Below are 18,586 nucleotides of genomic sequence, written 5' to 3'. Positions count from 1 at the left end.
CAGCTCCTGTGTGTCCTACTGCTCTTGCTGCTGTCCGTCGAGGGGCGCGTCCGCCTCCGGTGTGACCGTCACCGTCACGGTCGGCGTCGGGGTGGGCTTCGGCTTGTCCGGAAGCACCGTGTCGCGCGGGTCCTTGCGGGGCGGCTGGACGACGACGCCGACGATGTCGAGCTGGGTGAAGGCCACGTACGGCCTGACGTAGATCGTGCGGGTCAGGTCGCCGCCGGAGGGGTCGACGCGGGAGACGACACCGACGGGGACGCCCGGCACGAACGGCTTGTCGGCCTGCGAGCCGAAGGTGACGAGCCGGTCGCCCTTCCTCACCTTGGCCTTGCCGTTGAGGAGTTCGACGCGCAGCGGGCGGTCGCCCTGCCCGGAGGCGAAGCCGAGTTCGTCGGTGGCCTCCATGCGCGTACCGACGGTGAAGTCGGGGTCGTTGGCGAGGAGGACGGTGGCGGTGTTCGGGCCGACGGTGGTGACCCGCCCGACCAGCCCGTCGCCGTTCAGGACGGTCATGTCGCGGGTGATGCCGTCGTTCGAGCCGATGTCGATGGTGACGGTCCAGGAGAAGCCCTGGGCCGCTCCTATGGCGATGACCTCGGCGCCCTTGATGCCGTACTGGCCGTTCGCGGCGGTCTTCAGCATCTTGTCGAGCTGCTTGACCCGGCTGCGGTTGCGGTCGTCGCTGCCGAGCCGCGCCTTGAGGGCCGCGTTCTCCTTCTCCAGGGCGGCGAGCCGGTCATGACGGGAGCCGGAGTCGCGGACGGCGCTGACGGCGTTGCCGATCGGGTCGACGGCGGTCGCCACCCCGTCCTCGATCGGGCCGAAGACGGCGGACGCGGCGTGTCGGGCACCGTCGACCGGTGAGTCCTCCCCGCCGCGGATGTCCACCGTGATCAGCGCGAACGCGACGGCGACCAGCAGCACCAGGAGCAGCCGGCTCTCTCGTGTGTCCCTCACGTGCGGCGGCCGTGCCTTCCTCATAGGAATTCAACAGGGGTTCGGGAATTCGGGTAGCCCCTGGAACACCCGGGGCGGGTGAAACGAGGGGCGCTTTGTGGGAGCTTATGCCTGAATATCAACGATCCGCCGCACGAGAGGAGATCGTCTCGTACGGCGGAATCGACGGGTCACGTCATCTGCGGGGCTGGGCGTCGAGCACCTGCTGCAACGCCTCGAACTCCTCGACGCACTTGCCGGAACCGAGCGCCACGCTGTCCAGCGGGTCCTCGGCGATGTGGATCGGCATACCGGTCTCCCGGCGGAGCCGTTCGTCGAGGCCGCGGAGCAGGGCTCCGCCGCCGGTCAGAACGATTCCTCGGTCCATGATGTCGCCGGACAGCTCCGGCGGGCACTTGTCGAGGGTCGTCTTCACCGCATCGACGATGGCGTTGACGGGTTCCTCGATCGCCTTCCGCACTTCGGCCGCGGAGATGACGACGGTCTTGGGCAGACCGGAGACCAGGTCCCGGCCGCGGATCTCGGTGTGCTCGTCGGCGTCGAGGTCGTACGCCGAACCGATCGTGATCTTGATCTGTTCGGCCGTCCGCTCACCGAGAAGGAGCGAGTACTCCTTCTTGATGTGCTGGATGATCGCGTTGTCCAACTCGTCGCCCGCGACGCGGATGGACTGGGCGGTGACGATGCCGCCGAGGGAGATGACCGCGACCTCCGTGGTGCCGCCGCCGATGTCCACCACCATGTTGCCCGTGGCCTCGTGAACCGGCAGGCCGGAGCCGATGGCCGCGGCCATGGGCTCCTCGATGATGTGCACCTGGCGGGCACCGGCCTGGGACGACGCCTCGATGACGGCGCGCCGCTCGACACCGGTGATCCCGGACGGAACACAGACGACGACCCGAGGACGGGCGAGATAACGCCGCTTGTGGATCTTCAGAATGAAGTAGCGGAGCATCCGCTCGGTGATCTCGAAGTCGGCGATGACACCGTCCTTCAGCGGACGTACGGCAACGATGTTGCCCGGCGTCCGCCCGATCATCTTCTTCGCCTCCGCGCCGACCGCGAGGATGCCACCGGTGTTGGTGTTGATCGCGACGACGGACGGCTCGTTCAGTACGATCCCGCGACCCCTGACGTACACCAGCGTGTTGGCGGTCCCGAGGTCGACAGCCATGTCACGGCCGATGAACGACATTGAGTTCCCCATCAGGATTCGTCTGGCCTTCCCTGGTAGAGCACTGACAGCTTTTGACAGCTTTTCAGGGCTTTTCGGGTCGGCGAAGTGGGTGCTGTGACGTGAAGGCTTACATCGTAGTCTCGCCCGCACGAACACTGCGCGAGGGTCTTCGCCATTGTGGACACGCGATGCGCCGCCTCGCCTGTGGAGACGGTCCATCGGGGGTGCGCGTTCCCCCGATCGGCACGCATATGCCGCGATACGGCGGAGTTTCCGGCCCTGGCCATGAGCCCCGCGCCCCTGACGGGGGCGGGGCTCTCGCAGTCCGTACCGGGAGTTACACCAGGCCCGGGAAGAAGATCTTCAGCTCGCGGGCCGCCGACTCCTCGGAGTCCGACGCGTGGATCAGGTTCTCGCGGACGATGACGCCGTAGTCGCCCCGGATGGAGCCCGGCGCGGCGGCGATCGGGTCGGTCGGACCGGCCAGCGCGCGAACGCCCTCGATGACCCGCTCACCCTCGACGACCAGCGCCACGACCGGCCCGGAGGACATGAACGCCACCAGCGGCTCGTAGAACGGCTTGCCCTCGTGCTCGCCGTAGTGCTGCTCCAGCGTGTCCTGGTCCAGCGTCCGCAGTTCCAGCGCGGTGATCTGCCAGCCGGCCTTGCGCTCGATACGGCTGATGATCTCGCCGGTCAGGCCGCGACGGACGGCGTCGGGCTTGAGCAGGACGAGGGTGCGCTGGCTCACGGTGCTGACTCCTTCATTCACAGGTGTGCGGAGCTCAGAGGCTACAGGGCGCCTCCGGCACGGCGTCACGCAGCGTCAGGACGCCCCGGCTCCGGCCCCGGTGGCCGTCTGCGCGGCGAACCGCGCCTTCGCCTCGTCCACCTTCCGCCCGAAATGCACCGAGGCCCACCACAGGACCGCGAACACCGCGCCCATGAAGAACATGGTCGGCACCAAGAAGCCGAAGGCGATCAGCCCCACCTGGAGCGCCCAGCCGAGCTGGATGCCACCGGGCCGGGTGACGAGGCCGCACAGTACGACGCACAGGAACATGGCGACACCGCTGACCGTCCACACCGTGGTCATGGACAGGTCGGGGTCTTTCATGGCGACCAGCCCGGCGAAGCCGATCACGAAGAACTCGCCGATCAGGGTCGAAGCACAGAGGGTACGCATGCTCGAAACTCAGCCCTTCCCCAGCAGCAGCCGGGCCTCACCGACGGTGATGACGGAACCGGTGACCAGGACGCCACCGCCCGCGAACTCGCCCTCCTCCTCGGCGAGCGTGATCGCCGCCTCCAGCGCGTCCGGCAGCTGCGGCTCGACCTGCACCCGCTCCTCGCCGAACACCTCGACCGCGATCGCGGCCAGTTCGTCGGCGTCCAGCGCGCGATGGCTGGAGTTCTGGGTGATCACGACCTCGGCGAAGATCGGCTCGAAGGCCTCAAGGAGCCCCCGTACGTTCTTGTCGCCGCTGGCCCCGACCACACCGATCAGCCTGCTGAAGTCGAACGCCTCACCGACGGCCTCGGCGGTGGCCCGGGCCCCCGCCGGGTTGTGGGCGGCGTCCAGGACGACGGTCGGGGAGCGCCGTACGACTTCGAGGCGGCCCGGCGACGAGACGGTCGCGAAGGCCTTCCGGACGGTGTCGATGTCGAGCCGCTCCGGCCGCTGCGCCCCGACGCCGAAGAACGCCTCGACGGCGGCGAGGGCGACCGCCGCGTTGTGCGCCTGGTACGGGCCGTGCAGCGGGAGGTACACCTCCTCGTACTCCCCGCCGAGCCCGCGCAGGGTGACCAACTGCCCGCCGACGGCGACCTGCCGTGCGACGACCCCGAACTCGAGCCCCTCACGAGCCACGGTCGCGTCGACCTCGACGGCCCTCTTCAGCATCACCTGAGCGGCGTCGACCGGCTGCTGGGCGAGGATCACGGTCGCGTCCTGCTTGACGATGCCGGCCTTCTCCTGGGCGATCTCGCCGGGGGTGGTGCCGAGCCGGTCGGTGTGATCGAGATCGATGGGGGTCACGACGGCGACGTCACCGTCGATCACATTGGTGGCGTCCCAGGTGCCACCCATCCCCACCTCGACGACGGCGACATCGACGGGCGCGTCGGCGAAGGCGGCGTAGGCCATGCCGGTGAGCACCTCGAAGAAGGACAGCCGGTACTCCTGCTGGGAGTCGACCATCTCGATGTACGGCTTGATGTCCTCGTACGTCTCGATGAACCGCTCGGCGGAGATGGGCGCGCCGTCGAGGCTGATGCGCTCGGTGATCGACTGGACGTGCGGCGAGGTGTACCGCCCGGTGCGCAGCTCGAAGGCACCGAGGAGGGCCTCGATCATGCGGGCGGTGGAGGTCTTGCCGTTGGTGCCGGTGATGTGGATGGAGGGGTACGACCGCTGCGGCTCGCCGAGCACGTCCATGAGCGTGGCGATCCTGGTGACCGAGGGGTCCAGCTTGGTCTCGCCCCAGCGCGACGCCAGCTCCGTCTCGACCGCGCGCAGGGCCTTGTCGAGCTCGGGGTCGGCGGGGCGGGTGGGGACGTCGGCCTCCGCCGCGCCGCCCTGGGTGCGCAGGGTACGGCTGCCGGCCTCGATCACCGCGAGATCCGGGTCCCGGTCCGTCTCGGCGGCGATGATCTCCTCGAAGGGGTCGATCTCGTCGGGCTGCTCACTGCGGTCGTACGGGGGCTCACTCACGGGGTCCAGTCTACGGGTGGGGCTCTGCCGGACCCGGGGCGCCCGGCAGCTCGGGGGTGCGGGTTGTGTGGCGGCTTCGGCTGAGTGGGGGTTGGTCCGCGCGGTTCCCGCGCCCCTGAAAAACCTGGGGGTGCGACCCGGGCCACGTTGCCCGCCGTTGCCCGCCCCCTCTGCGGGCAATCGTGCCGCTGGGGCGGCACGGGTGGGCGCGGCGGCGCCCCGTGAGTGCCGGGCCGCGCGATCCGCCCCCCGCTCAGCCGAAGGCCCCCGGTGCCTGAGAAGCACCGGGGGCCTTCGACGACGTACGACTTGCTACGCCTGCGGCAGTCGCTCCAGCTGCGCGGCGATCCGGGCGATGTCCTCGTCCGCCTTCGCCAGACGCCCGCGGATCTTGTCCACCACCTGGTCCGGCGCCTTCGCGAGGAACGCCTCGTTGCCGAGCTTGGCCGTGGCCTGCGCCTTCTCCTTCTCGGCGGCGGCGAGGTCCTTGGCGAGGCGCTTGCGCTCGGCGGCGACGTCGATCACACCGGAGAGGTCCAGCGCGACCTCGGCCCCCGCCACCGGCAGGGTCGCGGTCGCCGAGAAGCCCTCGCCCTCGGGCTGGAGACGGAGCAGCTGACGGATCGCGGCCTCGTGCGGGGCCAGCGCCGTACCGTCGAGCGTGAGACGGGCCGGGACGCGCTGGCCGGGCTGGAGGCCCTGGTCGGCACGGAACCGGCGGACCTCGGTGACGACCTGCTGGACCAGCTCGATCTCGCGCTCGGCGGCGTTGTCACGGAAGCCGCTGTCCTTCGGCCAGTCGGCGATGACGAGGGACTCGCCGCCGGTGAGCGTGGTCCACAGCGTCTCCGTCACGAACGGCACGACCGGGTGCAGGAGCTTCAGCGTGACGTCGAGGACCTCGCCGAGGACACGCTTGGAGACCTCGGCCGGCTCGCCGCCCGCCTGGAACGTCGTCTTGGAGAGCTCGACGTACCAGTCGAAGACCTCGTCCCAGGCGAAGTGGAACAGGGAGTCCGAGAGCTTGGCGAACTGGTAGTCCTCGTAGTACGCGTCGACCTCGGCGACCACCGAGTTCAGGCGGGAGAGGATCCAGCGGTCCGTCGACGACATCGCCGACGGCTCCGGCAGCGGGCCCTCGACCGTCGCGCCGTTCATCAGCGCGAAGCGCGTGGCGTTCCAGATCTTGTTGGCGAAGTTGCGGGAACCCTGGACCCAGTCCTCGCCGATCGGGACGTCGACGCCCGGGTTGGCGCCGCGGGCGAGGGTGAAGCGCAGGGCGTCGCTGCCGTACTTGTCCATCCAGTCCAGCGGGTTGACCGCGTTGCCGAAGGACTTCGACATCTTCTTGCCGAACTGGTCGCGGACCATGCCGTGCAGGGCGATGGTGTGGAACGGCGGGGTGCCGTCCATCGCGTACAGGCCGAACATCATCATCCGGGCGACCCAGAAGAAGAGGATGTCGTAGCCGGTGACCAGGACGGAGTTCGGGTAGAACTTCGCGAGCGAATCGGTCTGTTCGGGCCAGCCGAGTGTGGAGAAGGGCCACAGGCCGGACGAGAACCAGGTGTCGAGGACGTCGGTGTCCTGCTTCCAGCCCTCGGCCTCGGTGCCCGGCGGCTGCTCGTCCGGTCCGACGCAGACGGTCTCGCCGTTCGGCCCGTACCAGACCGGGATGCGGTGGCCCCACCACAACTGCCGTGAGATGCACCAGTCGTGGAGGTTGTCGACCCAGTCGAAGTACCGCTTCTCCATCTCCTGGGGGTGGATCTTGACCCGGCCGTCGCGGACCGCGTCACCGGCGGCCTTGGCGAGCGGGCCGACCTTGACCCACCACTGGAGGGACTGGCGGGGCTCCAGAGTGGTCTTGCAGCGGGAGCAGTGGCCCACGGAGTGGACGTACGGCCGCTTCTCGGCGACGATCCGGCCCTCGGCACGCAGGGCGGCGACGATGGCGGAGCGGGCCTCCAGCCGGTCCAGGCCCTGGAAGGGGCCGTGGGCGGTGATGACGGCGTGCTCGTCCATCACGGCGATGGACGGCAGGTTGTGACGCTGGCCGATCTCGAAGTCGTTCGGGTCGTGGGCCGGGGTGACCTTGACGGCACCCGTGCCGAACTCGGGGTCGACGTGCTCGTCGGCGACGACCGGGATGGAGCGGTCGGTCAGCGGGAGCCTGATGAGCTTGCCGACGAGGTGCTTGTAGCGCTCGTCCTCGGGGTGAACGGCGACGGCGGTGTCACCGAGCATGGTCTCGGCGCGGGTCGTCGCGACGACGATGGTCTCGTCGCCCTCGCCGTACTTCATGGAGACGAGTTCGCCGTCGTCGTCCTGGTACTCGACCTCGATGTCCGAGATGGCGGTGAGGCAGCGCGGACACCAGTTGATGATGCGCTCGGCGCGGTAGATCAGCTCGTCGTCGTAGAGCTTCTTGAAGATGGTCTGGACGGCCTGGGACAGCCCCTCGTCCATGGTGAAGCGCTCGCGGGACCAGGCGACGCCGTCGCCGAGGCGGCGCATCTGGCCGGAGATCTGTCCGCCGGACTCGCCCTTCCACTGCCAGACGCGCTCGACGAACGCCTCACGGCCGAGGTCGTGGCGGGACTTGCCCTCCTTGCCCAGCTCGCGCTCGACGACGTTCTGCGTGGCGATGCCGGCGTGGTCCATGCCGGGCTGCCACAGCGTCTCGAAGCCCTGCATGCGCTTACGGCGCGTCAGGGCGTCGATGAGGGTGTGCTCGAAGGCGTGCCCGAGGTGCAGGCTTCCCGTGACGTTCGGCGGCGGGATGACGATGGTGTACGCGGGCTTGTCGCTCTTCTCGTCCGCCTCGAAGTAGCCCTTCTCCACCCAGCGCTCGTACAGCGTCCCCTCTACCTCGGCCGGCGCGTACTGGGTCGGCAGATCGGTGGCGGGCGCTGGTGGCTGCTGCTGAGCGTTCTCGGTCACGGGGTCAGTTTAGAGGTGCGAACCTCCCCGGCGAAAACGCCGGAGTTCCTGCCTTCTGTTGCCTTTCGGGCAGTGTGGGCAAGAGCCCGGCCGGTACCGGATGAGGTAGCGGCTCCGCCGTCGTGGATCACAGCGCTCCCCTTGAAGAGAGCGGCAGCATCATCAGCATCGATTGGAGCATCGGCGCCGATGGCCCGGTTCCGGGCACTACTACGTGCTTCACGCCTCCGCCCCGCACCAGCACGCACCTGTGCCTGCTGGTGGAAGCCATGGCGTTCCCGTTGGTCGGATGACCAGCCGGGTTGGGCCCGTAGATACTTCACCCGCATCTTGGTGCCGGGTGAGACCGGGACGAAGGTCCCGTCGTTGACGGCGAGGGTGTGGATGTTCACCCCGCCCACCGCGTCCCTGTGTAGAACCAGGGCACAGCTCGTGTTCACGCAGACGTACGTACGCCCACGCACCTTGCGGCGGCTTAGGCAGTAAGGGCAGGTCTGTGAGGAGTTCGCTTCGCTGATGTGTTGGATCGGCAGCCCGGTTTTGTAGATGAGTTGGCGCTCTTGGACTCCGCGCTCCCACTGCGAAAGCTGCTGCCTGGTTGAACGGGAGGCACGGCGTCGCTTCTCCGTGTTCTTTTCGATTCCACGGACATCGCCCACGACCAGCCGCGCCACCACCTGGACGCCTTCGGGAGCCTCTTGCTGGTGTGCCGCCACCACCTCGCGGATGAACCGGTTGGCCTTTGCGGTGACCTGGTGGTTGAAGTCGCGTAGTCGACGGTCGGTCTTCGCCTTGAGTTTCTTCCTCGCCTCTGCCAACTTGCGGTGCCGACGCGAGCCAACGCGACAGCGGGACATCTTGGACTGCACCTGAGCCATGCCCTTGTTGCGCGCCTGCTTGACCGCGCGAGCGCTACGCCCGTTGAGGACGAGAGCTTCGTAGCCGCCGTCCGGGGCGACGGTGGCCAATGTCATGGGGTTGATGATGCCTTCGTCCACCGCGATGGTCACCACTTGTTGTGTCTCGCCGGGTTGATCTCCCGCTGCGGGGCCCGAAGCGCTGGGCAGGCTGTCATCAAGGGAGCGATAGGAGATGTGAAGCGCCCATCTGCGAGCCGAGCTGCCCCAGCACAGTTTCATCTCGCCCCAACGGTCCGGTGTGACCACCAGACCGAACCTGTCAGCGAACTCCGGCACTGGCAACACAATCCGTTCGCGAGACTTCCCCAACGACAGAACCAGACGAGCGTGATCCTTGACCTTCCAGCCGAAACGGGCGGTGAACACAAGGGGCCTGTAGCTCTTCTCTCGCCACGGGAACTTCACGCCGCTGATCCCCTGCGCTTTGTTCGTCCGCGCCAGGGCGATGGCATCCGCCAGATCGTAGGCAACGGCCTGCGCGGTGTGGGCGTGCACTGGACGCACTTCGCCCGGCAGCGAGGTGACGTGACGCCGGATGTCTTCCCGGCCAGGAGACCGACCCGCCGTCCACTCCTCACGGACCCAGGAGACCGTCCGGTTCCACAGCAACGCCGAAGCGTGGCAGGCCTCGTGCGCCCGCTCATGCTCCGCACGGTTCAGCCAGACGGGAACGACCGCGGTCAGAACCCGCAGCCGAGCGGCCCCACCCGTCTCGTCCACTGCCCACCCCTCCTCGTACGCAAGCCCCACACCCGCATGAAGGTACGACCACGTTCTGCCTAACGCCGCACCTGCGGATCAGGTCACGGTGAAGGACACACCTGTCACAGACGTGTGGTGAAACCAGAGCAGTTGGTAACGGTGGCGCCCCCGGTGCTTCGCATGAGCGATCCGTACGTCAGGATGTCGGGAACGCATAAGCATCTGGAGGGGAACCCAGAAATGAGCTACAACCAGCCGGGCCCGTACGGCGGGCAGCCCCAGCAGCCCGGACCGTACGGTCAGCCGGGCCCCTACGGCCAGCAGCCGCCGCAGGCCGCCCCCCAGCCCGGCTACGGCTACCCGCAGCAGGCGCCCCCACAGCAGCCCGGCTACGGCTACCCCCAGCAGGCGCCCCAGGCCCCCCAGGGCGTCCCGCCCCAGACGCAGCCCTACGGCCAGCCCGGCTACGGCCAGCAGCCCCCGTACGGTCAGCAGCCGCCCTACGGCGCCCCGCAGCCGCCGGCGCCCGGTGGCAAGAAGAAGCTCGGCATCATCCTCGGCTCGGTGGCGGTCGTGGCCGCGATCGCGGTCGGCGCGTACTTCGTCATCGGCGGCGCGGACATCGCGGACGACGGCGCCCACAAGCTGACGACGCCCGCGACGGTGCTCACCGAGTACAAGAAGGACAGCAGCGCCGACGACACCATGACGTCGGACGACATCAAGGACGCGAAGAAGTGGGGAGTCAAGGACCCCACGGATGTCTCCGCCGGCTACATGTCCGGCAACAAGGACAATCCCCTGTCGCAGAAGATGATCAAGTTCGGCGGGGTCTACGGCGAGATCGAGGACCCTGAGAAGGTCGTCGACGCCTTCCTGGCTCACATGAAGTCCGAGTCCGGGAAAAGCGACGACGACGTGAAGGTCACCATGATCGGTGAGCCGAAGTCCTACGACAACGCCGAGGGCGCGGTCCTCAAGTGCCAGGACGCCAAGATCGAGCCCACCGACGGCGCGTCCGGCGACGGCCCTAGCGAGATGAACGTCTCCTACTGCGCGTGGGGCGACTACAGCACGCTGGGCATCGTGATGCCGATGGACCTCGCAAGCATCGTCGCCGAGAAGCCGACCGACCAGGCGACCGCCGCGGACATCACCGCGAAGTTCCGCGACGAGGTGCGCGTCAAGGCGTGACGTCCGACCGGTGACAACAGCCGTCGAGGTGTGAGAGGGCGGTATGAGACCTGATGCGCGATTCTTCGTTTCGTGCGGGACAAGCGGGCGGGTCGTAGCGACGTCGGTCGACTACGGCCAAGGCTGGGGGAACAAGCCTGACTCGGTCTCGGTCAGGATCCCGCGGCCGGCCAGCCGCTTGAGCTTGAGGCGGACGTTGTTGATGTTGTTGGGCGCGACCGCCACGTCCATCGCCTCGCACACCTGCCGCGCACGCAGCGGATGGTCGGCCGCGGTGAACACCGCCATGATCTGCTGGTAGGCCGGATGGTCTGGCAGTTTCGGTGCCGGCGGCGCGGGCGGTTGCGGTCGGGCAGCTCCAGCAGTGTCTTGCGGGTGATCCGGACTTCTTCGGCGGCCCGGACGAGTTCGTCGAGCTGTGTGGTCAGCTGCGTGATCTGTTCCCGCGTGGTCTCGGCCTGCGCGGTGATCTCGCGTTCCCGCTCCTCCAGCCGTGCCAGCACCGCGCCGAGGGTCAGCTCCCCGCCGGTCATGCGGTGCGCCAGGCGGGCACGGTCGCCGAGGTCAGCCGGCGCAGTATCACCGCGGTCATCGCCCAGTACACCCGCGACTCCGAACTGCGGGGCAGATGCTCGTAGTCGCGCACCAGCCTGCGGTGCAGCATCAAGATCCCATAGGCGCGTTCCACGACCCACCGCTTGGCCTGGGGAACGAACCCGGTCCGCGCGGGGTTGCGCTCCACGACCTCGACCTCGATGCCCACCTTCTGACCGTGCGCGACGACGGCTTCTTGAAGCCCTGGTCGACCAGGACCTTCCGCACGGTGTCGGTGTCGGCGGCGACCTTGTCCAGCAGCGCGATGCCGACGGCGTTCTCGTGCGCCGACGCGGCCGCCACGACCACCGCGATCACCGCGATCACCGCGATCACCGCGATCACCAGCCCCAGAACGTCAACGGCCAGGCCGCGCTTGCGGCCCGGTACCTTTTTTGCCGCATCACGCCCCGTCGACTCAGCGGGCACCCCAGCCGCCGCGTGCACGCTCTGGGTGTCGAGCACCACCAGGCTCGGATCCGCCTTCCGGCGCGCCATTTCCCGCACCTGCCAGCGCAGCAGGTCGTGAATGGTCTGGTCGACGCCGTCGTCACGCCAGGTGTAGAAGTAGTACTTCACCGCGCCGGGCGGCGGAAAGTCGTGCGGGAGCAGCTCCCACTGGCAACCAGTCCGGCCCTGGTAGAGCAGCGCGTTGACGACCTCCCGCATCGCGTACCGGCCCAGATGGCCGCTGACCGAGGGATGCGCGGCCTTCCACGCGGCGATCACAGGCTCGACCAGCGCCCACTGATCCTCAATGACGACCACTACCACGTGGGCTCGAACAAGCCCGGACGCGAACCTGAGCACCGGGTGGAGTGCATAGCCACGCTGGCCGATGCCCTGGAGTGGCTGGGCTGGGATGTGGAGTCCGTGATGGGAGACCTGAACGACCAGCACCGTGAGGCGGTCAGCGTGTCCCTGGACCCCGACCGTCTGCGCGAGTGCGAGCGAGGCAAGGTGTACCGCCAGGCGCTGGAGCTGCTGGAGCTCTGCGAACGGGGCGAGCCCATCCCGAGCTTTGTCATCGGGGAAGAGGACTACTGGTTCCGCCCCGTGGACGACTGCAAGTGCCCCTGCAACTGCGACGAACCGTGCGACGGCAGCGACCATCACGAGGCCGTGGGGCCGTTCGTCGTGCCGACCGCGTGACCCCGTGATGTGAGGAGCCCCCGCCGGCGGGGGTTTTGCAGGAAAACCTCAGATGTCCCTCAGATCTCTGGCTGGACGTTCACACGGGCCCCTAAGTTCTCCCGTGGTACGCGACACTTGTTCGATTCACGGAGGATTTTTGATGCTTATACGTTTACGTTCGACGCTGGTCACGGCCGTGGTCATGGCCGTCGGGGCCAGTCTGACGGCGGCTGCCGCTCCGGCTGACTCGGAAACTCCGGAACAGGCGTATCGCCGTCACCTCGACGCCCACGAGCCGACTCCCCTCACGCGTGAGGAGGCTGCTCAGCACAAGGAATCAAGCATCTTCCTGGCGGCGGCGAAGAACGATCAGCTCAGTGAGCACGACACGGACGAGCTGCTGTCGTCGGGTTACTGGATCGGGTACCCAGTGGGGTCCACGACCGAGGAAACGACCGTCGACGCGGAGGCGGAGACGATGACGACCACCACGACGGTCGAGAATTTCGCGTCCGCCGGACCGGCGAAGTCGACGTCGACGACGACGGCTCTGGCGGCTACAGGGTGCAAGAGCCGGGGAACGACGTACTGGCTGTGGGCCGCCGACAAAAGGAAGTTCGCGTACTTCCAGGTCAACGAGCGGTTCTGCTTCAACGGCAAGCGGGTCACGTCCTACGGGACACCGAACGTCAACCACAAGGTCTACGACTGGGCGGCGGTGCTGGGCTGGTCGTGGGAGGGACTGGACCGGAGCGGGTCGAAGGGTCCGGAGTATTACAAGTGGAAAGGGGACAGTCACGGGGGCTTGCGGACCTGGCGCAGGGGCGACTTCCAGTACTCTCAGCTCCACATCGACCTCGGGGCGATCCACCGGTACCCGTGGATCCACATCTACGAACGTGGTGACGGGACCATGAAGGCGAAAACGGGTATGTAAGCAGAAGGTTCGGGGCCAGGGCATCTGCGGGTGTCCCGGCCCATTCGATGTGAGGTTCCCCCGAGATGCGGAATGTGTTGGCAGAGGGTCAGATGGGACTCATGAGAGGGCGGTATGAGACCTGATGCGCGATTCTTCGTTTCGTGCGGGACAAGCGGGCGGGTCGTAGCGACGTCGGTCGACTACGGCCAAGGCTGGGGGAACAAGCCTGGCTCGGTCTCGGTCAGGATCCCGCGGCCGGCCAGCCGCTTGAGCTTGAGGCGGACGTTGTTGATGTTGTTGGGCGCGACCGCCACGTCCATCGCCTCGCACACCTGCCGCGCACGCAGCGGAGCGCGTTGACGATCGCCCGCATCTCGTACCGGCCCTGATGGCCGCTGACCGAGGGAGCGCGGCCTTCCACGCGGCGATCACAGGCTCGACCAGCGCCCACTGCTCGTCGCTCACGTCGGTCTTGTAGGGCTTGCGCTCGCTCACGGCGACCAGCCCAACATGCCCATGGCCGCCGACCGGCCAGGATGCCGCACCGCCACACGTTCAGGTGACGACAAAACCCCCATGCACTCTCATACCGCCCTCTGAGACCTCGGCAAACAGCAAAGGGCCCCTGCCGGTTGGCAGGGGCCCTTCTGTGTTCCTCGGGTTACGCCGTCTTCTGCTCCCCCGGCCCCCGCCCGCGCGCGTCGCGGGGGATCAGGGTCGGGTTCACGTTCGAGTGGACGACGTCCGCCGTGATGACGACTCGGGCCACGTCCTTGCGGGACGGGACCTCGTACATCACCGACATCAGGACCTCTTCCATGATGGCGCGCAGGCCGCGGGCGCCGGTCTGGCGGAGGATGGCCTGGTCGGCGATGGCCTCCAGGGCCTCGCGCTCGAAGTCCAGCTCCACACCGTCGAGTTCGAAGAGGCGCTGGTACTGCTTCATCAGCGCGTTGCGCGGCTCGACGAGGATCTGGAGGAGGGCTTCCCGGTCCAGGTTGTGCACCGAGGTGATGACCGGGAGACGGCCGATGAACTCGGGGATCATGCCGAACTTGACCAGGTCCTCGGGCATGACGTCCTCGAACTGGTCCTTGGACTCCAGCTCCCGCTTCGAGCGGATCGTCGCGCCGAAGCCGATGCCCTTCGCGCCCGCCCGGGACTCGATGATCTTCTCCAGGCCGGCGAACGCGCCGCCCACGATGAACAGGACGTTCGTCGTGTCGATCTGGATGAACTCCTGGTGCGGGTGCTTGCGGCCGCCCTGCGGCGGGACCGAGGCCGTCGTGCCTTCCAGGATTTTCAGGAGCGCCTGCTGGACGCCTTCGCCCGACACGTCACGCGTGATCGACGGGTTTTCGCTCTTTCGGGCCACCTTGTCGATCTCGTCGATGTAGATGATGCCCGTCTCGGCCTTCTTGACGTCGTAGTCCGCCGCCTGGATGAGCTTCAGGAGGATGTTCTCGACGTCCTCGCCGACGTAGCCCGCCTCCGTGAGCGCCGTCGCGTCGGCGATGGCGAACGGGACGTTCAGCATGCGGGCCAGGGTCTGGGCGAGGAGCGTCTTGCCCGAGCCCGTGGGGCCCAGCAGCAGGATGTTGGACTTCGCCAACTCGATGGCGTCCTCGCGGCCTTGGCCGCCGCCGTTCTCACCGGCCTGGACCCGCTTGTAGTGGTTGTACACCGCGACGGAGAGGGCCTTCTTGGCCGCCTCCTGGCCAACCACATAGCCCTCGAGGAACTCGTAGATCTCGCGGGGCTTCGGGAGTTCCTCCCAGCGGACCTCGCTGGTCTCCGCGAGCTCTTCCTCGATGATCTCGTTGCAGAGGTCGATGCACTCGTCGCAGATGTACACACCGGGCCCTGCGATGAGCTTCTTGACCTGCTTCTGGCTCTTGCCGCAGAACGAGCACTTGAGCAGATCGCCGCCGTCACCGATGCGTGCCACGGTGTGCTTCCCCTTCGCCTGGGAGACGCCTGGACGATGAGAAGTCCAGCGGCTCCTGGTGCTGCCTTATGTCGACGGTACCTTGCCTGGCCCCCCGTTCGGGCCCCCCTTGGCACGGTTCGCTTTGACGTGCACCTTGTCGTGCACCGAGTCGAACCGTTCGCGGTCCATGCGCAAACCGTGCGCAAACCGCGCCAAGGGGGTGGCAGATCATACTGCCTTCCGCGTCAGCGGACCGAGGCGTTGTTCATCTTGCGGGTGGAGATGATCTGGTCGATCAGGCCGTACGACAGGGCGTCCTCGGCCGTGAGGATCTTGTCGCGCTCGATGTCCTCGCGGATCTTCTCGATCGGCGTGGTCGAGTGCTTGGCCAGCATCTCCTCCAGCTGCGCGCGCATCCGGAGGATCTCGTTGGCCGCGATCTCCAGGTCGGAGACCTGGCCCCGGCCCGTCTCGCTGTACGGCTGGTGGATCAGCACACGGGCGTTCGGCAGCGCCATGCGCTTGCCGGGCGTACCGGCGGCCAGCAGGATCGCGGCGGCGGAGGCCGCCTGGCCCATGCAGACCGTCTGGATGTCCGGCTTCACGAACTGCATCGTGTCGTAGATGGCCGTGAGCGCCGTGAAGGAGCCGCCGGGGCTGTTGATGTAGACCGAGATGTCCCGGTCGGGGTCCATGGACTCCAGGCACAGCAGCTGCGCCATGACGTCGTTGGCGGAGGCGTCGTCGATCTGGACGCCGAGGAAGATCACCCGCTCCTCGAAGAGCTTCGCGTACGGGTCGTACTCACGAATGCCCTGGGAGGTGCGCTCGACGAAGCGCGGGATCACATAGCGGGACTCGGCCGTGGGGCCGTTGTACTGGGCCTGGGGGCGGTCGTAGAGGCTGCTGCCGGGGAAGTCGTTCACTGTGGTCTCCTGGGAGCCTGAGAGGGGCTTGTGCGGTCGGCTGGGGTGTTTCTGGGGCGTGTCGGCATACGCCGGCTACGCCGCCCCGGTGCCGCCGCCGCCCGGCATACCCGCGGCCGTGGGGATGACGTCGTCGATGAGGCCGTAGTCCTTGGCCTCGTGGGCATCGAACCAGCGGTCCCGGTCGGAGTCGCGGGTGATCTGCTCGACCGACTGGCCGGTGTGCAGGGACGTCAGCTCGGCCATGCGCTTCTTGGTGTGCAGCAGCCGCTCGGCGTGGATCTTGATGTCCGAGGCCGAACCGGCGAGGCCGGCGGAGGGCTGGTGGATCAGGATCTCGGCGTTCGGCAGCGCGAAGCGCTTGCCGGGCGTCCCCGCGCTGAGCAGGAACTGGCCCATCGAGGCCGCGAGGCCCATGGCGATGGTCACCACGTCGTTCTTGATGAACTGCATGGTGTCGTAGATCGCCATACCGGCCGTGATCGAACCGCCGGGGCTGTTGATGTACAGGTAGATGTCCTTGTCCGGGTCGGCGGCAAGGAGCAGCAGCTGTGCGGTGATCTTGTTCGCGATGTCGTCGTCGACCGGCTGGCCGAGGAAGATGATCCGCTCGTTGAGCAGCCGGTTGTAGACCTGGTCGCCGAGGCCACCACCGATGGAAGGCTCGCCGGCGGCGGAGGGCATCAGATTCGTCACGTATCCACCTGCTCGTCTTGACGACGGCGCCGGGCCGTCTCACGTGTTCCCTGCGGAGGGCCGGAGTCACCGGCGGTCACGCCGACAGCCCTGCCCTCGTATTCATGGACCCTAACGCGCGGGTCCCTCCGGGGAATCCCGCAAAGGGAACTGTTCGCTGTCAGCGCATGTGCTCCGCTGGTGGGGCTTGGGAAGGAATACGCCCCGTCGAGGGCGCCGCAGGCCGCAGACGCGTCTGCCACGGGCTGCATATCGGCGGGCGCGGCGTGTAGTGGGTTGCCCGCGCAGTTCCCCACGCCCCCCCAAAAGAACGGGCCCCCGGGGTCACAAGTGTCCCGGGGGCCCGTCACGGCCTTACGAGCGGAGCGCTCAGGCCTCGTTCTTCTCCTCGGCGGCCTCGGTGGCCTCGGTGGCGGCTTCCTCGGCGGAGGCCTCGGCCGTCTCGTCCTCTTCCTCGTCTTCGAGGTCGACGATCTCGCCGTTGGTGTCCTTCACCGTGGAGGCCTCGACCACGAGGGCCAGGGCCTTGCCGCGGGCGACCTCGCCGACCAGGAGCTGGACCTGGTTCTGCTGGACGACCGCCTGGGCGAACTGGTCGGGGGACATGCCGGAGGAGGCGGCACGGCGGACCAGGTGCTCGGTGAGCTCCTCCTGGTTGACGTTCAGCTTCTCCTTGGCGACCAGCTCGTCGAGGACGAACTGGGTCTTGATGCCCTTGACCGCGGCTTCCTTGGTCTCGGTCTCGAACTCCTCCTCGGTCTTGCCCTGGATCTCCAGGTACTTCGCGAGGTCGAGGCCCATCTGGCCGAGCTGGTGGTGCTCCAGGTTGTGCTTGCGGGTGTTGATCTCGTCCTCGAGCAGCTTCTCGGGGACGGGCACCTCGACGATCTCCAGCAGCTTCTCGAGGACGCGCTCCTGGGCCTGCGTGGCCTGGTCGTACTGCTTCATGTTCTCGAGGCGGGTGCGGCTGTCGGCGCGCAGCTCCTCGAAGGTGTCGAACTCGGAGGCAAGCTGGGCGAACTCGTCGTCCAGGGCCGGGAGCTCGCGGGCGGCGACCTGGGTGACCTTGACGGTGACCTCGGCCTCCTTGCCGGCCGCGGAGCCGCCCTTGAGCTCGGAGGTGAAGGTGGCCTCGGCCCCGGCCTCCAGGCCCTTCACGGCGTCGTCGATGCCGTCGAGCAGCTCGCCGGAGCCGATCGTGTAGGAGACGCCCTCGGCGACGCCGTCCTCCAGGATCTCGCCGTCGACCTTGGCCTGCAGGTCGATCGTGACGACGTCGCCGTCCTCGGCGGCGCGCTCGACCGGGGAGGTGGAGGCGAAGCGCTCGCGGAGCTGCTCGACCGCCTTGTCCACGTCCTCGTCGCTGACCTCGATGGCGTCGACCTCGACCTCGATGCCGGAGTAGTCCGGGATCTCGATGGTCGGGCGGACGTCGACCTCGGCGGTGAAGTTCAGCGTCTCGCCGTCCTTCAGCTCCGTGATGTCGACCTCGGGCTGGCCGAGGACGTTCAGCTCGGCCTCGTTGACCGCGTCGGTGTAGAACTTCGGAAGCGCGTCGTTGACCGCCTCCTCCAGGACCGCACCGCGGCCGAACCGCTGGTCGATGACCCGGGCGGGGATCTTGCCCTTACGGAAGCCCTTCACCGTGACCTGCTGGTTGATCTTCTTGTACGCCGCGTCGAGGCTGTCCTTGAGCTCCTCGAAGGGCACCTCAACAGTGAGCCGAACCCGGGTCGGGTTCAGGGTCTCCACGGCGCTCTTCACGGTTCGGTCTCCTT

The 18,586-nt window shown here is 67.7% G+C and carries 16 protein-coding genes and 2 pseudogenes; 4 read left to right on the top strand and 14 right to left on the bottom strand.

Features of this window, described 5'->3' with window-relative positions:
- Positions 1–15 precede the first annotated feature (15 nt).
- The 7 genes from mreC to SGFS_RS37540 form a co-directional block, all read right to left on the bottom strand.
- Complete coding sequence (gene mreC, locus SGFS_RS37570; RefSeq protein ID WP_286256644.1) at positions 16–960, bottom strand: rod shape-determining protein MreC; 945 nt, start codon at positions 958–960, stop codon at positions 16–18.
- Positions 961–1,135: 175 nt separating this feature from the next.
- Positions 1,136–2,155, bottom strand: coding sequence for a rod shape-determining protein (locus tag SGFS_RS37565; RefSeq protein WP_004931372.1), 1,020 nt, complete (start codon positions 2,153–2,155; stop codon positions 1,136–1,138).
- Positions 2,156–2,474: 319 nt separating this feature from the next.
- Complete coding sequence (gene ndk / locus SGFS_RS37560) at positions 2,475–2,888, bottom strand: nucleoside-diphosphate kinase (protein ID WP_286256642.1); 414 nt, start codon at positions 2,886–2,888, stop codon at positions 2,475–2,477.
- A 75-nt stretch (positions 2,889–2,963) separates the two neighbouring features.
- Positions 2,964–3,323: a DUF4233 domain-containing protein gene (locus SGFS_RS37555; protein ID WP_286256641.1), complete on the bottom strand. Its 360-nt coding sequence runs from the start codon at positions 3,321–3,323 to the stop codon at positions 2,964–2,966.
- A gap of 9 nt (positions 3,324–3,332) precedes the next feature.
- Positions 3,333–4,850, bottom strand: coding sequence for a bifunctional tetrahydrofolate synthase/dihydrofolate synthase (gene folC, locus SGFS_RS37550; protein ID WP_286256640.1), 1,518 nt, complete (start codon positions 4,848–4,850; stop codon positions 3,333–3,335).
- 312 nt (positions 4,851–5,162) lie between these two features.
- Positions 5,163–7,793, bottom strand: a complete 2,631-nt coding sequence (locus SGFS_RS37545; RefSeq protein ID WP_286256638.1) for a valine--tRNA ligase — start codon at positions 7,791–7,793, stop codon at positions 5,163–5,165.
- Positions 7,790–9,433: a transposase gene (locus tag SGFS_RS37540; protein ID WP_286256637.1), complete on the bottom strand. Its 1,644-nt coding sequence runs from the start codon at positions 9,431–9,433 to the stop codon at positions 7,790–7,792. The genes SGFS_RS37545 and SGFS_RS37540 overlap by 4 nt, the downstream gene beginning before the upstream one ends.
- Before the next feature lie 222 nt (positions 9,434–9,655).
- Between SGFS_RS37540 and SGFS_RS37535 the strand changes: the two genes are divergently transcribed.
- Positions 9,656–10,609, top strand: coding sequence for a hypothetical protein (locus SGFS_RS37535; RefSeq protein WP_286256636.1), 954 nt, complete (start codon positions 9,656–9,658; stop codon positions 10,607–10,609).
- Positions 10,610–10,720: 111 nt separating this feature from the next.
- Here SGFS_RS37535 and SGFS_RS37530 read toward each other — a convergent pair whose 3' ends face one another.
- Positions 10,721–10,897: a hypothetical protein gene (locus tag SGFS_RS37530; protein ID WP_286256635.1), complete on the bottom strand. Its 177-nt coding sequence runs from the start codon at positions 10,895–10,897 to the stop codon at positions 10,721–10,723.
- Positions 10,898–10,932: 35 nt separating this feature from the next.
- On the opposite strand from SGFS_RS37530, the gene SGFS_RS37525 reads away from it, so the two are divergent.
- A complete protein-coding gene (locus SGFS_RS37525; protein WP_286260472.1) occupies positions 10,933–11,247 on the top strand; it encodes a hypothetical protein in 315 nt (104 codons plus the stop codon).
- On the opposite strand, the pseudogene SGFS_RS37520 reads toward SGFS_RS37525, so the two are convergent.
- A pseudogene (locus SGFS_RS37520) lies at positions 11,139–11,977 on the bottom strand (IS5 family transposase). The gene SGFS_RS37525 and the pseudogene SGFS_RS37520 sit on opposite strands and share 109 nt — an antisense overlap.
- On the opposite strand from SGFS_RS37520, the gene SGFS_RS37515 reads away from it, so the two are divergent.
- Positions 11,978–12,355: a hypothetical protein gene (locus SGFS_RS37515; protein ID WP_286256634.1), complete on the top strand. Its 378-nt coding sequence runs from the start codon at positions 11,978–11,980 to the stop codon at positions 12,353–12,355. It begins immediately after the preceding pseudogene.
- Between the two features lie 142 nt (positions 12,356–12,497).
- Positions 12,498–13,274 carry a hypothetical protein gene (locus SGFS_RS37510; RefSeq protein WP_286256633.1) on the top strand — a complete coding sequence of 259 codons (777 nt, stop codon included), beginning with the start codon at positions 12,498–12,500 and terminating at the stop codon, positions 13,272–13,274.
- 331 nt (positions 13,275–13,605) lie between these two features.
- Here the strand turns inward: SGFS_RS37510 and SGFS_RS51530 are convergent.
- The 5 genes and pseudogenes from SGFS_RS51530 to tig form a co-directional block, all read right to left on the bottom strand.
- Positions 13,606–13,751: pseudogene (locus SGFS_RS51530) on the bottom strand (IS5/IS1182 family transposase); the annotation flags it as partial.
- Between the two features lie 166 nt (positions 13,752–13,917).
- Positions 13,918–15,204, bottom strand: a complete 1,287-nt coding sequence (gene clpX / locus SGFS_RS37505; protein ID WP_286256632.1) for an ATP-dependent Clp protease ATP-binding subunit ClpX — start codon at positions 15,202–15,204, stop codon at positions 13,918–13,920.
- 227 nt (positions 15,205–15,431) lie between these two features.
- A complete protein-coding gene (locus tag SGFS_RS37500; protein ID WP_286256630.1) occupies positions 15,432–16,112 on the bottom strand; it encodes an ATP-dependent Clp protease proteolytic subunit in 681 nt (226 codons plus the stop codon).
- A 75-nt stretch (positions 16,113–16,187) separates the two neighbouring features.
- On the bottom strand, positions 16,188–16,796 hold the full coding sequence (locus SGFS_RS37495) for an ATP-dependent Clp protease proteolytic subunit (protein ID WP_286260264.1): 609 nt from the start codon (positions 16,794–16,796) through the stop codon (positions 16,188–16,190).
- 381 nt (positions 16,797–17,177) lie between these two features.
- On the bottom strand, positions 17,178–18,572 hold the full coding sequence (gene tig / locus SGFS_RS37490) for a trigger factor (protein ID WP_286256629.1): 1,395 nt from the start codon (positions 18,570–18,572) through the stop codon (positions 17,178–17,180).
- Positions 18,573–18,586: the final 14 nt, after the last annotated feature.

This window comes from Streptomyces graminofaciens (genome assembly GCF_030294945.1).
GTDB classification, from domain to species: Bacteria; Actinomycetota; Actinomycetes; order Streptomycetales; family Streptomycetaceae; genus Streptomyces; species Streptomyces graminofaciens.
Note: the sequence above shows the minus strand (reverse complement) of the source record. Positions and strands in the feature narration are given on the sequence as shown.

What these genes read in the sequence shown, in the direction of transcription:
- SGFS_RS37565 (WP_004931372.1), bottom strand. Translation starts at nt 2,155, where the DNA reads ATGTCGTTCATCGGCCGTGACATGGCTGTCGACCTCGGGACCGCCAAC.
- SGFS_RS37555 (WP_286256641.1), bottom strand. Translation starts at nt 3,323, where the DNA reads ATGCGTACCCTCTGTGCTTCGACCCTGATCGGCGAGTTCTTCGTGATC.
- SGFS_RS37535 (WP_286256636.1), top strand. Translation starts at nt 9,656, where the DNA reads ATGAGCTACAACCAGCCGGGCCCGTACGGCGGGCAGCCCCAGCAGCCC.
- SGFS_RS37530 (WP_286256635.1), bottom strand. Translation starts at nt 10,897, where the DNA reads ATGGCGGTGTTCACCGCGGCCGACCATCCGCTGCGTGCGCGGCAGGTG.
- SGFS_RS37510 (WP_286256633.1), top strand. Translation starts at nt 12,498, where the DNA reads ATGCTTATACGTTTACGTTCGACGCTGGTCACGGCCGTGGTCATGGCC.
- SGFS_RS37495 (WP_286260264.1), bottom strand. Translation starts at nt 16,796, where the DNA reads ATGCCCTCCGCCGCCGGCGAGCCTTCCATCGGTGGTGGCCTCGGCGAC.